The organism is Streptosporangium sp. NPDC000396, from assembly GCF_042898655.1.
GTDB lineage: Bacteria > Actinomycetota > Actinomycetes > Streptosporangiales > Streptosporangiaceae > Streptosporangium.
Genome location: NZ_JBIAZA010000023.1, coordinates 59400 through 73708 on the forward strand (window position 1 = coordinate 59400; position 14309 = coordinate 73708).

Here is a 14309-nt window from a genome sequence, read left to right on the forward strand (position 1 = left end):
GTGTTTCCTGAGCGCGCCTCCGGCACGACGGCCCGCGAGGTACGAGCGGTCCGCGAAGCGAACGAGGAACGGTAAGCGAGCAATGACCACTGTTGGCACCACCCAGACGCGCCAGGGCCTTGACAGCCGATTCGCCGCACTGTCAAGGCTCGTGGAACTGGGACCGGGCAGAGTCGACCCCAAGCTCCTCGCCGAATCAGGACAGCTGCTGCTGCGCGCCGGTGACAGGCTCAAACTCTCCTCCGACCACACCGTGGTCGCGCTCGCCGGAGGCACCGGGAGCGGCAAGTCGACGCTGTTCAACTCGATCTCCGGGCTTGAGCTGTCGCCCACCGGGGTTCGCCGCCCGACCACGGCACGCACTCACGCCTGCGTCTGGGGCCTGGACGGCGCGGGCCCGCTGCTCGACTGGCTGCAGATTCAGTGGCGTCACCGCTTCGCCAGGGCGAGCGCTCTGGACAAGGGTGAGAGCCAGCTCCACGGGCTGATCCTGCTCGACCTGCCCGACCACGACTCCATCAGAGCGCTCACCGACACCGAGGCCGACCGGCTGATCCAGATCGCCGATCTTGTCGTGTGGGTGCTCGACCCGCAGAAATACGCCGACGCCTCCACACACCGCCGTTATGTGACAGACCTGGCCGGGCACGAGGCGGTGATGGTCTTCGTGCTCAACCAGGCCGACCGGCTGGAGCCGGAGGAATTGGCCGAGTGCGTCGCGGATCTGGACGGCCTGCTTCGCCGCGAGGGCGTCGGCACCCCCGTCATCGTTCCCACCTCCGCGATCACCGGTAAGGGGGTGGACAACCTCAAGGCCGTTCTCGCCGAGACCGTCGCCGGCCGCAGGGCGGCCATCCAGCGTCTGGAGGCCGACCTCGACCGGCTCACGCTCCGCCTGACGAAGGCGATGCCCGTCGGCGGGGTTCCGGCTCCCTCTCCCTCCATCGACGACGCCCGCCGGATCGGCCTCACGGACGCGCTTTGCGACGCGGTCGGCGTGCCCGCCGTCGGTGAGGCGATGGAGAACGTGTACGGCGTGCGGTCCGTCGAGTGGGTCGGCTGGCCGTACACCCGCTGGGCCGCGAAACTCCGCCCCGACCCGCTGAACAGCCTGCGCCTGGGAGACCTCAAGGAGGAGATCCGGGGCCTGGCCGGAGGCTCGGTCAGCGCGCAGTCGGCCGAGGTCGACAACGCGGTGCAGGCTCTGGCCGACGGGCTGACCTCCGGCATGCACGAGGCCTGGCAGAGCGGGATCAGGGAGTCCGCGCGTTCTCGTTCGGCCCAGCTGCCCCAGGTGCTCTCCGAGGAGCTGTCGGAGGTGGCACCGCGCCTGGACCGGGTCCCCGGCTGGTGGAGGCTGCTTTTCGTCTGGCAGTACCTGCTCGTCCTGCTGTTCCTCGCGGGGCTCGCATGGTTCGGTACGGCTCTCGCCTTCGGCGTGTTCGGCCTCGGGAAGCTGCCGGCCGGTTTGGCGATGTTCGGCGAGGCGGCGTCGTTGCCGTGGGTCGGGCTGATGATGCTCTCGGTTCTCGGGCTCGGCCTGCTCACCGCCGTGGCCAGCCGTAACTTCGTCGCGCTCGACGCGGGCAACGAGCGTGACCGGCTCGAACGGGAGATGCGTCGCAGAGTCGCCAAGGTCGCCGAGGAGATGGTGATCGAGCCGGTGGAACGCGAGCTGACCAGATACAACGAGTTCTACTCGGCCATGCGGGGCGTGCAGGGCTGAGCCCACGCCGTCCACAGCTCCTCGGCGCAGGCATGGGGTAATCCACAGAGCGCGGCTCGGTCACCCGTACCGGAAACGGCACGGGCCATCGTGTTTTCCACGCCGCGGGCAGCCCGCCCGCTCTCACGGGAGACACGATGAACGACATCTACGTCACGCTGACCGGTAACGTCGCGGCCCCACCGCGCCAGCACACCTTCCCCGACGGGACTCGGGTCACCTCGCTCAGGGTCGCCTCGACGAACCGTTACTTCGACAGGGAGAACCAGCAGTGGTGCAACGGCGACACGACATACTTCGGCGTCCGGTGCTTCCGCGGACTGGCTGACAACGTCGCCCAGTCGGTCCGCGTGGGCCAGCCGGTCGTCGTCCAGGGGCGGCTGCGGATTCGCGAGTTCGTCCACGAGGGCGAGCGTCGCTTCATGCCGGAGGTGGAGGCCAACTCGCTCGGGCACGACCTGCGCTGGGGGCTGGGGAGCTTCAGCAGGCCACAGAGAGGCGGAGCCGTCCCGTCACTGGGTCACGGCGAGCGGACCGAGCTCGACCGCGAGACACATGACTGGGCCATGGGCGGCGTCCCGGCCACGACGGGTGCCTCCGGTGTTCTCACCCTGGTGAGGAGTGAGACGGGCGATGACACGGCCGGAGCGGAGAACGGCCTGGTGCGGGAGGGCGACACCGGCGGCAGGCACGACACGTATGACACGTACGGCACGGCGGGTCACGGCATGACCGAGGAGGAGCCGGAGGAGGGGGAGGAGAGGCTGACCGCCGGAGAGACGGAGAACGAGACGCCCTGGCCCGTGGAAACGCGCATGGCGGCCTGAGACGGTTTCACGACAGGACCTCGGTGGACCTCGGCCGGAGGCCGTGCGTTCTGAGGAAGGGGTCCGAAGGGGAGGGGGCATCGGCCGAGCATGGTCGGTGCCCCGCCACAGGAGCGCGGTGGCGCCGAGAGCCGGGCCGACGGTCTTGCCCGTGTCAGATACTGGAGCACCTGTTAGGTCCAGGTGATGCCCAGCAGCATGGCTGCTCCTTTCCCACACGGCCCGCTCATGGAGAGAGCGGTTCCAAGTCGTGAGTCACCTGTGAGTAGACCCACTGTGCCAAGGTAGCGGTTCCCGTCGCGCGGCGCACACTCCGCAACTATCGTGTTACACATCGTTAGTCGGAGAAGGGGACGACATGACGGCACCCAGTCACACCTCGGTCAAACCACGCGACGGCGTGACGACCTTGGCCGATCGGTGGCCCCTGCTTGGGCAGCACCGTTCGCTGGTTGTCTACCTTTGCGGGATCGTAGCGCTGGATTTGGTTGCTATTGGGTTTTTCGCTGTACTGAGTGATTTTCGCTGGCATGACCTGTTCACTTTCGTCGCCCTGATGGCCTGTGGTGCCGTTTGCATCGAAGCCACCCGTAGGCTCGGCATGCCCGCCGGTGTCTCCCGTGACCTCCTGTCTGCCTGGTGGCTGCCGGCCGCGTTGCTCCTCCCGCCCATCTATGCGCTTCTCGCGCCCATTCCGCTCCAGATCCTCCTGCAGAAACGGGTCCGGGAGACGGTCGTCTACCGAAGGGTGTTCAGCTCAGCCGCGATCGGCCTGGCCGGATGCGCGGCCTCGGTGTTGTTCCACGCCGTCGTCGGCGACCTGACCGCCCTGACCACCGGCACCGGCGGGCCGATCCTCGTCGCCGTCGGCTGCGCCGCCCTGTTCACCGTGCTCAACACCGCGCTGATCGCCGTCGCCGCGCACGCCGCCGCTCCCGACAGCCGCTGGCGGGAGGTGCTGTGGAACAGGGAGAGCCTGCTGCTCGACGTGGTCGAGCTCTGCCTCGGGCTCATCGTCGCCATCACCTGCGGGCTGAACCTGGCGCTGCTGGTGCTGGCGCTGCCGCCGGTGGTGCTGCTCCAGCGCAGCCTGCTCCACGCCCAGCTACAGGCGGCGGCTCGCACCGACCTCAAGACCGGTCTGCTCAACGCCTCGGCCTGGCAGCGCGAGGCGGACACCGAGATCGTCAGGGCTCGCCGCACCGGCGAGACGCTCGCCCTGCTGATCGTCGACATCGATCACTTCAAACGAGTCAACGACACCTACGGTCACCTGATCGGCGACCAGGTTCTGATCGGGGTGGCCACCACCATCCGCAGTCAGCTGCGTGACTACGACGTGGTGGGCCGGTTCGGCGGCGAGGAGTTCGTCGTCCTGCTTCCCCGGGCCGACGTGACCGAGGCCCGCAGGGTCGCCGAGCGGCTACGGTCCCGCATCGGGCGGATGGCGGTTCCGGCCGACGAGAACATGGTCACCGTGACCATCTCGGCCGGTGTCGCGATCATGAGCATGCACGGTGACGACCTGATCGAACTGCTCGCGGCCGCCGACCTGGCCCTCTACCGGGCCAAGGAGCTGGGGCGCGACCGGGTCTGTCTGCCGGCCACCACCGTTCCCCCGGTGCATCGGCCGGGTTCCGAGGCCGCCCCTAGCTAAGCTTGACAGGCCCTAAGCTAGAGGGCATGCCGGAGTACATCTACACACTGCAGCGTGTGCGCAAGGCGCACGGTGACAAGGTCGTCCTCGACGACGTGACGCTGTCGTTCCTGCCTGGCGCCAAGATCGGTGTTTTGGGGCCCAACGGCACCGGAAAGTCGACGCTGCTGAGGATGATGGCGGGTCTGGAGCAGCCGTCCAACGGTGACGCCCGCCTCATGCCCGGCTTCACCGTCGGCATGCTCCAGCAGGAGCCCCCCCTCAACGAGTCCAAGACCGTGCTCGGCAACGTCGAAGAGGGCGTCGCCGAGACCAAGGGCATGCTCGACCGGTTCAACGAGATCGCCGAGCTGATGGCCACCGACTACAGCGACGAGCTGCTGGAAGAGATGGGCAAGCTGCAAGACGCCCTTGACCACCGCAACGGGTGGGACCTCGACAGCCAGCTTGAGCAGGCGATGGACGCACTCCGTTGCCCGCCGCCCGACGCCGACGTCACCCAGCTCTCGGGTGGTGAGCGCCGCCGGGTCGCGCTGTGCAAGCTGCTGCTCGAGCAGCCCGATCTCCTGCTGCTCGACGAGCCCACCAACCACCTGGACGCCGAGAGCGTCCAGTGGCTTGAGTCCCACCTGGAGAAATACCCCGGGACCGTCCTGGCCGTCACCCACGACCGTTACTTCCTAGACAACGTGGCCAACTGGATCCTGGAGCTCGACCGCGGCCGTTGCCACCCCTACGAGGGCAACTACTCCACCTACCTGGAGGCCAAGGCGGCGCGGCTCAAGCTTGAGGGCCAGAAGGACGCCAAGCGTAAGAAGCGCCTGGAGGAGGAGCTGCAGTGGGTCCGCTCCAACGCCCGGGCCCGCCAGACCAAGAGCCGGGCCCGTCTCCAGCGTTATGAGGAGATGGCCGCCGAGGCCGACAAATACCGCAAGCTCGACTTCGAGGAGATCCAGATTCCGCCGGGCCCGCGTCTGGGCACCACGGTCATCCGGGCCGAGAAGCTCACCAAGGGCTTCGAGGACCGCGTCCTCATGGACAGCCTGTCGTTCGACCTGCCGCGCAACGGCATCGTCGGCGTCATCGGCCCGAACGGCGTCGGCAAGACCACGCTGTTCCGGATGATCACCGGCGGTGAGACGCCCGACGACGGCGGGATCGTCGTCGGCGATACCGTCAAGATCTCCTACGCCGACCAGAGCCGGGGTGGCATCGACCCGTCCAAGAACGTCTGGGAGGTCGTCTCCGACGGGCTCGACCACATCAAGGTCGGCCAGGTCGAGATGCCGTCGCGCGCCTACATCGCCGCGTTCGGGTTCAAGGGCCCGGACCAGCAGAAGAAGTCGGGCGTCCTGTCCGGTGGCGAGCGCAACCGGCTCAACCTGGCGCTGACCCTCAAGCAGGGCGGCAACGTGCTCCTGCTCGACGAGCCCACCAACGACCTCGACACCGAGACGCTCTCCAGCCTGGAGAACGCCCTGCTGGACTTCCCGGGCTGCGCGGTCATCACCTCGCACGACCGGTGGTTCCTCGACCGCATCGCCACCCACATCCTCGCGTGGGAGGAAGGCTCGAACTGGTTCTGGTTCGAGGGCAACTTCGCCGACTACGAGAAGAACAAGATCGAGCGTCTGGGTGCCGAAGCGGCCCGTCCGCACCGCGTCACCTACCGCAAGCTCACCCGCGACTGACGCGAACCGCCGACGGCCTTCCGGAAAGGCCGTCGTGCGGTGGCGCGGAGGCTCGCCACGAAGCGGGCGGTTCCCCCATGGGAACCGCCCGCTGTCGTTTTCCCCGCCTTCCCCGCAGGAAGGCCCTAACCGGTTCCTGCCGGAAAGGCCCTAACCGGTTTGAAGCCAGGCCGCCGTGTCAGGGGGGAGCAGGTAGCCGTCCACGGGAGCGCTGCCGATCAGGACGCGATCGTGTGGCGGAAGCGGTACCGAATCGGAGCCGCAGTTGATGACACAGGTCAGGAAGCCGCGGTTGAAGAAGAGCGCGCCCTCGGGGGAGTCCAGCCAGGTGATCTCATCGGGGAGCGAGCCGCGCAACGCGCGGCGGGCGCGTAGGGCCTCCTGGTAGAAGCTCAGGGTCGAGCCCGGGTCGTTCGCCTGGCGTTCGGCGGTCAGCGCGGCCCACTCGACCGGCTGGGGCAGCCAGGGCCGGGCGCCGTCGGGCGAGAAGCCGTACGGCTCGGCGATGCCGGACCACGGGATGGGGACCCGGCAGCCGTCCCGGCCGGCCAGCTTGCCCTCGGAACGGGCGAAGATGGGGTCCTGGCGCGTCTCCGGAGGAAGATTCTTCACCTCGGGCAGGCCGAGTTCCTCTCCCTGGTACAGGTACGCCGAGCCCGGGAGGGCGAGCATGGCCAGCAACGCCGCGCGGGCACGGGCGAGGCCCGTCGTGGAGTTGGGCAGGCCCTCGCCGTACCGGGTGACGTGGCGGACCACGTCGTGGTTGGAGAGCACCCAGGTGGGGGCGGTCATGGCGGCCAGGGTGTCGCCGATGACCTTCCGGAACGCCTCCTCCGACCAGGGTGCCTCCAGCCAAGCGAAGTTGAAGCTCTGGTGCAGCTCGTCGGGGCGGACGTAGAGGGCGAGGTCTTCGGCCGAGTCGGTCCAGACCTCGCCGATGGCCATCCGCTCCCCCGGGTAGGAGTCGAGCACCATGCGCCATTCCCGATAGACCTGGTGCACCTCGGGCCGTCCCCAGATCGGCGACTCGGCCTTGAACGCCTGATCGTCCGGTGGGCTGTCGGGCAGGTTCTCGGCCTTGTAGAGACCCATCGCCACGTCGATCCTGAACCCGTCCACCCCCCGATCCAGCCAGAACCTCAGCACGTCGAGGAACTCCTCGTGCACCTCGGGGTTGCGCCAGTTGAAGTCCGGCTGCTCCGGGGCGAACAGGTGCAGATACCACTGCCCGTCGGGCGCCTGGGTCCAGGCGGGGCCGCTGAAGGTGGACTGCCAGTTGTTGGGCGGAAGCTCCCCGCCGTCGCGGAAGATGTAGCGGTCGCGGCCTTCGCCCTGCAGCGCCGCCTTGAACCACTCGTGGTCGGAGGAGCTGTGGTTGGGCACGATGTCCACGACCACCCGCAGCCCGAGAGCGTGGGCCTCGGCGACGAGCGCGTCGAAGTCGGCCAGGGAACCGAACAGCGGGTCGACGTCGCGGTAGTCGGCCACGTCGTAGCCGCCGTCGGCCATGGGAGAGCGGTAGAAGGGGGTCAGCCAGACCGCGTCCACGCCGAGTTCGGCGAGGTAGGGCAGACGCTGACGGATACCGGTGAGATCGCCGACGCCGTCTCCTGAGGCGTCGGCGAAGCTGCGAACGTAGATTTCGTAGACGACGGCATCACGCCACCAGGGGGTTTCCATGTGCATGGATTGCCCCTGCCTGTGGGGGTTTATGCGTCAGGGGCGTTGACCATGCTGTGCGCCGCGTAGACGAGGTAGTCCCACAGGCGCTTCTCCAGGTCGTCGGGGAGCTCCAGCGAGACCACCGCGTCGTGCATGTGCTTCAGCCAGGCGTCGCGTTCGGCCGAGCCGATGACGAACGGGTTGTGCCGCATCCGCAGGCGCGGATGCCCGCGCTGCTGGCTGTAGGTGCTCGGCCCGCCCCAGTATTGGATCAGGAAGAGGCGCAGCCGTTCCTCGGCCCCGACGAGGTCGTCTTCGGGGTAGAGCGGTCGTAGCAACGGGTCGTCCACGACACCCTGGTAGAAGCGGTGGACGAGACGCCGAAAGGCCTCCTCGCCGCCGACGGCGTCGTAGAAGGTCAGGGGTTCCTCGGGGATAGCTGACACGTCTCCAAGCCTAAGCGACGTCAGCCGGCGATCGGGATGGAAGCCCGGTCAAGGGCGGACTTGATCCGGACGCGGAGCTCGCGGGCGATCTCCGCCTGCCTGGCCGGAATGGTCTTGGCGCTGATCCGGAAGACGATGGCCGTGTCGGAGATCTGCTCGATCCCCCAGACCTGGGGCTCCTCCACCATGACGGTGTCACGGTAGGAGGGGTCGTTCCACATCTCCTCGACCACGGTCTTGAGCAGGTCGCGGACCGCCGGGATGTCGGAGGCGTAGGACACCGGCACGTCCACGGTGGCGCGGGACCACCCCTGGGACTCGTTGCCGATGCGGGTGATGGTGCCGTTGCGGACGTACCAGACCCGGCCGTCGGCGTCGCGCAGGCGGGTGATCCGCAGGGTGACGGCCTCGACGGTGCCCACCGCGGCGCCCGCGTCGATCACGTCGCCCACGCCGTACTGGTCCTCCAGGAGCATGAACATGCCGGCGATGAAGTCCTTGACGAGCTCCTGGGCGCCGAAACCGATGGCCACGCCGACGATGCCGACGCTGGTCAGCAGGGGGGCGATGGGGACCGAGAGCCGTTCCAGGACGGTCAGGGCCGCGGTGCCGAGGATGACGATCGAGGCGACGGGCCGCAGCACCGAGCCGATGGTCTCCGCGCGCTGCCTGCGGCGTTCGGCGGCGACCGCGTCGAGCCCCTCCAGCGCCACCGCCTGCTTGCCGCGCAGCCGCCCGGCGATCGAGCCGCCGTTGGACGAGGAGGCGCGCTTGACCACCCGGGTGATCAGCCTGTGGGCTATGTTGCGCAGCACCATCGCGACGACCACGATGAGCACGATGGCGATCGCGCCCGCGATCACGGGGGCCCAGGCGGCGTTGGGCAGGACGGACTGCACGAGGCCGCAGAATACATCACCGTCGCCGCCCCCAGCTGTGCATACGTTGCTGAACGCCTTGCCCAACTCGGCCACGTCCAGGACCGAGGATGAAGGGCTCGCTGAGGGCGCCGGGCTGGGGGAGAGCAGTAACACGGAGTGGATCCCTCTCGGATCGGTTCGTTCGGCAACGGGGGCAAGTCAATGACACTACCCATATTGCCGACCGGACCGGCCGCCGTCACATCACGCCGGGGAAGACGGGCACGTCCGGACCTGGGGCCGCGGAGGGCGGGTTCGGACGTTCCGGTGACGGGCGGCTCGGACGGGGCACGCACCCGGAAGCGTGTCCCGAGCCGTTTCCGAGGGGATCCCTCCGATCACCGTCCGGGTGGGACCGGACGGCAGCCTGCGCTGTCTGGGTTTCGGAGCCGGCGGGGTGTCCAGCGTCCGAGGACGCTCCGCACCGGTCACCCCGCCGGCTCCGTTGAGCCGCGGTGGGCGCGGTGGATCCGGATGGCTGCGACTCCATCGGGGTCCACCGCCTGCTTCAGTCCCCCACCGCGGCGAGTACGCGTGCGACCTTGGTCGCTGCACCGGCCGGGTCTTGCACCGTGTGCATCCGCTCCCCCCAGGACCACCAGTAGTACAGGTCCCGGTGGCTGGGGGCGGCCTGTGCTCGGCAGGTGACGTTCTCCGCCAGGCTGGTCGCGTTCGGGTTGATCACGCGTACGAACGCGCGGCCCGACTGGGTCCGTACCACCCGGGCGTGCAACCCGCGAGAGTCAAGTTCTGACACCAGCCGCTCCAGGTGCTCGAAGTCGTCTTCCCCCACCTCGTCCTCCTCCTGGTCATGTCTGCCCTGCACCGAATCGTGTTCGTTTGGTCACGCTCATCAGTGCTGGTTGGCCAAAGATGACTCACCTTGCTTGACGGGTCAACGCGGGAAAATCAAGATCGGGATATGCCTTCTCCCAACTAGGTTGAAAGAAACATTCCAGTGGAGGACGATCCTTAGCCGATTGCTCTATTCATGCGTTCCGGATGAGTCAAACGTGGTCCATTATTCTCTGTAGGCGCAGTGCGACAGTAAGGTTACGCTGCGTCAGCGTGGAGAGGACCGGTCGGGATTAGTGCGCCAGTCAAGCCCAGCTGGGCACGAGAGAGGGGCCGGAATGTCCGGCAGGCAGCACAGGGAGACAGAGTTAGCGCGGCAGATCCGGGCGCGAGGCCTGGCGGCGGGGCGCGGCTCCGCCCAGATCGCCGAGGAGATCTACGACAGGTGTGGTCCCCAGTTCGGGACCACGCGCATCAAGGGTCATCGTCTCGCGCACGGCGTCGCCCTCGCCGACGTGATCGAACAGATACGGGCGTTGTTCGAACGCGACGGCAAGTCGGCGCCGGGGATCGGGGAGACGCTTCTGTCCGCCTATGAGAGCGGGCTGAAGCGGCCGGGCCCCGAATACCTTCATTACCTGTGTTCCGCCTACCGGGTCGAGCCGATCTCTCTCGGCTACGACGGCCCGTGCATCTGTGGTCACGGCCACAAGATGCAGGGTGTCGTCCGAGGTGATCTCCAGGATGGAAGACCCGACACTTCCCCTGGCCCGCGCGAACCGTTGATCGAGCAGATTGGCGGTGATTCTTCCGCGGACGGGGGCGAGGAGGACGAGAACGTGTTGAGGAGAACACTTTTGCAGCTTCTGGCCGGCAGCAGCGTGGCGCTGGACGGGCAGGTGCTTGGATCTGTGGAGAACATTCGCAGGAGGATGGACGAGACCCTGGTCTCGGCCACCGTCTCGCCTGCGATGCTGGATCAGTGGGAGGAAGCCACCATCGGCTTCGGCCGCCAATACATGAACACGCCGCCGCTCCGGCTGCTCTGTGACGTGCTGCTGGAGTTCAGCGCCGTGCGCAAGGCCATGGAGCGACGCCAGCCGGTGGACCTGCAGGAGCGGTTGTGCCGCATGGCGGCCCAGCTCGCCGGCCTCAGCGGCATGATCATGGTCAATCTCGGTGATCACCGGATGGCCCGATCCTTCTTCAGGACCGGCAGGACGGCCGCCGACGACACCGGCGACCGCGCGCTGAGGGCCTGGGTCATCGCCAGGGAGGCCCTGGTCCCGCTCTACTACGGGGACCCGCGCGAGGCCCTCAACCTCGCCAGGAAGAGCCGCGATCTGGCCGGCCAGACGCCGTGCGCGGCCCAGGCCATGGCTCCGGTCTTCGAGGCCCGCGCGCTTGCGATGCTGTCGGGGGCGGGCAAGAAAGACGTGGTCGACCAGGCCAAGCGTGCGCTGTCCCGGGCCAGGGCGGCGTTCTCCCAGATGACCGCGGCCGATCAGGAAGACGCGACCTTCGGTTACACCGAGCGCCAGCTCTATTTCCACCAGGGCGACGCGCTGGTGAGGCTCGGGCAGGCGATGGAGGCCGATCTCATCCTGGAACAGGCCCTCACCAAATACGGTCCGGCGGACTGGCTTGATCCCACCATCATCAAGTTCGACCGAGCCAAGTGCAAGCTTCTCGAAGGCGAGGTGGAAGAGGCGCTGGAGATAGCGAAAACCGCACTCATGGGCCTGGGTGAGGGCTGCAGGCCGGACATCCTCATGCAGCGGGCCTACGAGGTGGCCAAGGCCGTGGAGGCCAAAGACCCCGAGCACCCCGAACTCAAGGTCTACCTGGAGGCGCTGCGCGCCACGCCCGCGGTGAACCTGGGCACGGGCAGCGTTACATGAGGCTTCGGCGTTATCGCTGGTCTGACCTCGAAACGGTCTGGGCGCTGCATCGGATCTGCCTCGCCCAGGTCGGCCTCGCGCCGGGAGACGGCGTCTACTATGAAGACGACTTCCCGCGGATCAACGAGATCTACATCGCTGACCGGGGGGAGTTTCTCGTGGGTGAGACCCCCGACGGGCGTGTCGTCGCCATGGGAGGCCTTCGCCGTGTCGACGACCAGACTGCCGAGATGTGCCGCATACGGGTGCATCCGGAGTTCCAGCGGCGTGGATTCGGGGCTCAGATGGTCGTGGCGCTGGAGGACCGGGCGCTTGAACTGGGTTACGCACGGCTCTGCGGAGACACCACGCTGAACCAGCCTGCCGCGATCGAGCTCTACCGGAAGTACGGCTGGTGCGAGACCGGCAGGGAAGAGCGTGGTGGATGCGTCGTGGTTTATATGGAGAAAAGGATCGGTTCCAGGTTGCGTCCGCCTTCCACCTTGCTCCATTAAGGTGAAATTAAGACTGATTCCTCGTTGAGCATTGCGATCTGGCGAAATGCCAGAATACTTATTCTTCGTACCTGTAGTGATTTCCAGTGGGGGGTACGATGAAAAAGATCATTGTTCGCAAGCCGGGCACTGCCAAACTGAGTGGTTCTTCCAGCGTCATTCACAAAGGGTGACGGAACACCTCTGGCTGACCGAGCCGTTCCCGGGTGCCCGTCCGGGTCCGTCGCACCTCGTGGTGAACGGACATCGGCGGTCACGCGGACCGTACACGGTCGGTGGTGCGATCTTGCGCGCGGTCGTCCCCGAGGCATTGGAGAGCGCCCCCGCGCACGTGGCGGTTCACGACATCGAAATCCGTAGTGTGGCCCCCGATCTGCGGGATCGGGTGGCCGCACGACGGGAGACCATAGACGCGTGGATCGCCGACGACGAGCGGATCCTCGTGCCCGCGCTCCGCCGTACCCTGCGGCTCGCCAACGGGGTGGCGGAGTTCCTCGGCGCGTGCCTGGACAGGCCTCGCACGCTGGTCGTGAAGAACGTTCAGGAGGTCGATCCGACCGACCGCGAGCTGCTCGCCGTCCTGGTCAGGCGGCTGGACCCCGCGTTGTTCACGGTGATGCTCTGCTCGCCGGAGCCGCCGCCGAGCTGGTTCCGCGGTCGCGTGGTGAGCTCCGGCCCGTCGCCGTTCACGAGGGTGCGCAAGGGCTCGGGCCGGACACGGGCGCCGGGCACCGACGGTGCGGCCCATGTGGCCTCCGACTGCACGGAGGAGGGGTCGCGCGCCGCCTACGAGGCGCTGGATCCGGCCGAGCGGGCCAGGCTGCACGACCTGCGGGCCGGCGAACTGGAGGCGACGGGTGAGTTCTCCCTGCGCCTGGGTGCCATCCCCTTCCACCGGGAACACGGCGCCGACCCCCACGGCCGCGGAGCCGAGGCGCTCTGGACCGCCGTCGACCACTGCGTCAGGGAGGGCTTCCTGGACGCGGTGGTCGAGCTGGGACTGCGCGGGTTACGGCTGACGGAGCCCGGATCGGACCTCTGGTGGCGGTTCACGCAGCGTACGGCCACCGCCCTGGGCGCCCTGTCCCGGCAGGACGAGGCCCGGGAACTCTACGAGCGGGCCCGCCGCGGTAGCCAGGACCCCGCCGTGCACGCGGCGTCGGCGTACGGCACGGCCATGCTCGACGCCCGTCACCCCGACCCCGCCCAGCGGGACCTGGATCGCGCCACGGGCTGGATCAACCAGGCCGTCGCCATCTCCACGCTGCTGCCCGACCGGCGGGAACGCGCCTTCAAGCTCGGCTTCGACCGCAACGGCCAGGCTCTCATCGAGACGCGCCGGGGCAATCCGCGAAAGGCGCTCGCCCTGGTCGACTCGGCCGTCGAGCTGGCCGAGGAGGACCTGCCGTCGGGGCGGCACCCGGTGCACCGGATGGTGCTGTACGCCAACCGGGGCCGGCTGCTCGCCGAGCTGGGCCGGGCCAAGGAGGCTCTGGAGGAGTACGCCGCGGCGATCGCCGTCGACCCGTTCTTCGCCGACCACTACCTGGAGCGGGGCAACCTGTTCTTCCAGCTCGGGTCGACTGAGGAGGCCCTGGCGGACTACGAGACCGCGATCCGGGTCAGCCCGCCGATGCCCGAGGCGTACTACAACCGGGCCGAGCTCCGGCTGGCGCTGGGCGATCTGGAGGGGGGCCGGGCCGACCTGGACCACGTGCTGGAGCTGGACCCCGACTATCTGGACGCCTACATCAACCGGGCGGGGGTGCGGGCCGTACTCGGGCTGGAGGCCGAGGCGTGGGCCGACGTCGAGACCGGACTGGCGCTCATGCCGGGCAACCCCCACCTGCTGACCGTGAAGGGACAGCTGGACACCGCGGCCAGGCGGTTCGAGGACGCAGGGCGGGCCTTCGACGCGGCTCTGGACAAGGCACCTCATCTTGGCGCGGCCTGGGCGAACCGCGGCGTTCTCCGCTACGAGACGGGCGACGCGGAGGGCGCGGTGGCCGACCTGTCCAGGGCGATCGAGATCGAGGAAAGCCCGGAGCTGCACTTCAACCGGGCGATCGCCCTGAGGGCCCTGGGCAGGGAGGAGGAGGCGCGGGAGGATCTGCGCCGAGCCCTGAGGCTCGCTCCCGGCGATCCCGACGTCCGCGAGGCCCTCGGGCTCTGACGCGCACCGCCCGGTGC

Annotated in this window: 11 protein-coding genes; 7 read left to right on the plus strand and 4 right to left on the minus strand. The window is 68.2% G+C overall.

Translation table 11 applies throughout. From position 1 onward, the window contains the following. Positions 1-82: 82 nt before the first annotated feature. From ACFY2X_RS32055 to ettA, 4 genes are all read left to right on the plus strand, one after another. Positions 83-1726, plus strand: coding sequence for a GTP-binding protein (locus ACFY2X_RS32055; protein ID WP_389945683.1), 1644 nt, complete (start codon positions 83-85; stop codon positions 1724-1726). A 137-nt stretch (positions 1727-1863) separates the two neighbouring features. Beyond that, positions 1864-2553 (plus strand): single-stranded DNA-binding protein, encoded by a 690-nt coding sequence (locus ACFY2X_RS32060; protein ID WP_389945686.1) that lies wholly within the window; start codon positions 1864-1866, stop codon positions 2551-2553. A gap of 601 nt (positions 2554-3154) precedes the next feature. Beyond that, positions 3155-4210, plus strand: a complete 1056-nt coding sequence (locus tag ACFY2X_RS32065; protein ID WP_389945688.1) for a GGDEF domain-containing protein — start codon at positions 3155-3157, stop codon at positions 4208-4210. A gap of 26 nt (positions 4211-4236) precedes the next feature. Continuing rightward, positions 4237-5901: an energy-dependent translational throttle protein EttA gene (gene ettA / locus ACFY2X_RS32070; RefSeq protein ID WP_389945691.1), complete on the plus strand. Its 1665-nt coding sequence runs from the start codon at positions 4237-4239 to the stop codon at positions 5899-5901. 150 nt (positions 5902-6051) lie between these two features. Here the strand turns inward: ettA and ACFY2X_RS32075 are convergent, their stop codons facing one another. The 4 genes from ACFY2X_RS32075 to ACFY2X_RS32090 form a co-directional block, all read right to left on the minus strand. Then, on the minus strand, positions 6052-7587 hold the full coding sequence (locus ACFY2X_RS32075; protein ID WP_389945694.1) for a glycoside hydrolase family 13 protein: 1536 nt from the start codon (positions 7585-7587) through the stop codon (positions 6052-6054). 23 nt (positions 7588-7610) lie between these two features. Then, complete coding sequence (locus tag ACFY2X_RS32080; RefSeq protein WP_389945697.1) at positions 7611-8009, minus strand: globin; 399 nt, start codon at positions 8007-8009, stop codon at positions 7611-7613. Positions 8010-8029: 20 nt separating this feature from the next. Further along, complete coding sequence (locus ACFY2X_RS32085) at positions 8030-8908, minus strand: mechanosensitive ion channel family protein (protein WP_389945700.1); 879 nt, start codon at positions 8906-8908, stop codon at positions 8030-8032. A 529-nt stretch (positions 8909-9437) separates the two neighbouring features. Next, positions 9438-9755 (minus strand): hypothetical protein, encoded by a 318-nt coding sequence (locus ACFY2X_RS32090; protein ID WP_389945703.1) that lies wholly within the window; start codon positions 9753-9755, stop codon positions 9438-9440. A gap of 307 nt (positions 9756-10062) precedes the next feature. Between ACFY2X_RS32090 and ACFY2X_RS32095 the strand changes: the two genes are divergently transcribed. From ACFY2X_RS32095 to ACFY2X_RS32105, 3 genes are all read left to right on the plus strand, one after another. After that, positions 10063-11625: an XRE family transcriptional regulator gene (locus ACFY2X_RS32095; protein ID WP_389945706.1), complete on the plus strand. Its 1563-nt coding sequence runs from the start codon at positions 10063-10065 to the stop codon at positions 11623-11625. After that, complete coding sequence (locus ACFY2X_RS32100) at positions 11622-12119, plus strand: GNAT family N-acetyltransferase (RefSeq protein ID WP_389945709.1); 498 nt, start codon at positions 11622-11624, stop codon at positions 12117-12119. Before ACFY2X_RS32095 ends, ACFY2X_RS32100 begins: the two co-directional genes overlap by 4 nt. A gap of 286 nt (positions 12120-12405) precedes the next feature. Continuing rightward, positions 12406-14292: a tetratricopeptide repeat protein gene (locus ACFY2X_RS32105; RefSeq protein ID WP_389945712.1), complete on the plus strand. Its 1887-nt coding sequence runs from the start codon at positions 12406-12408 to the stop codon at positions 14290-14292. The last annotated feature ends 17 nt before the right edge of the window (positions 14293-14309 follow it).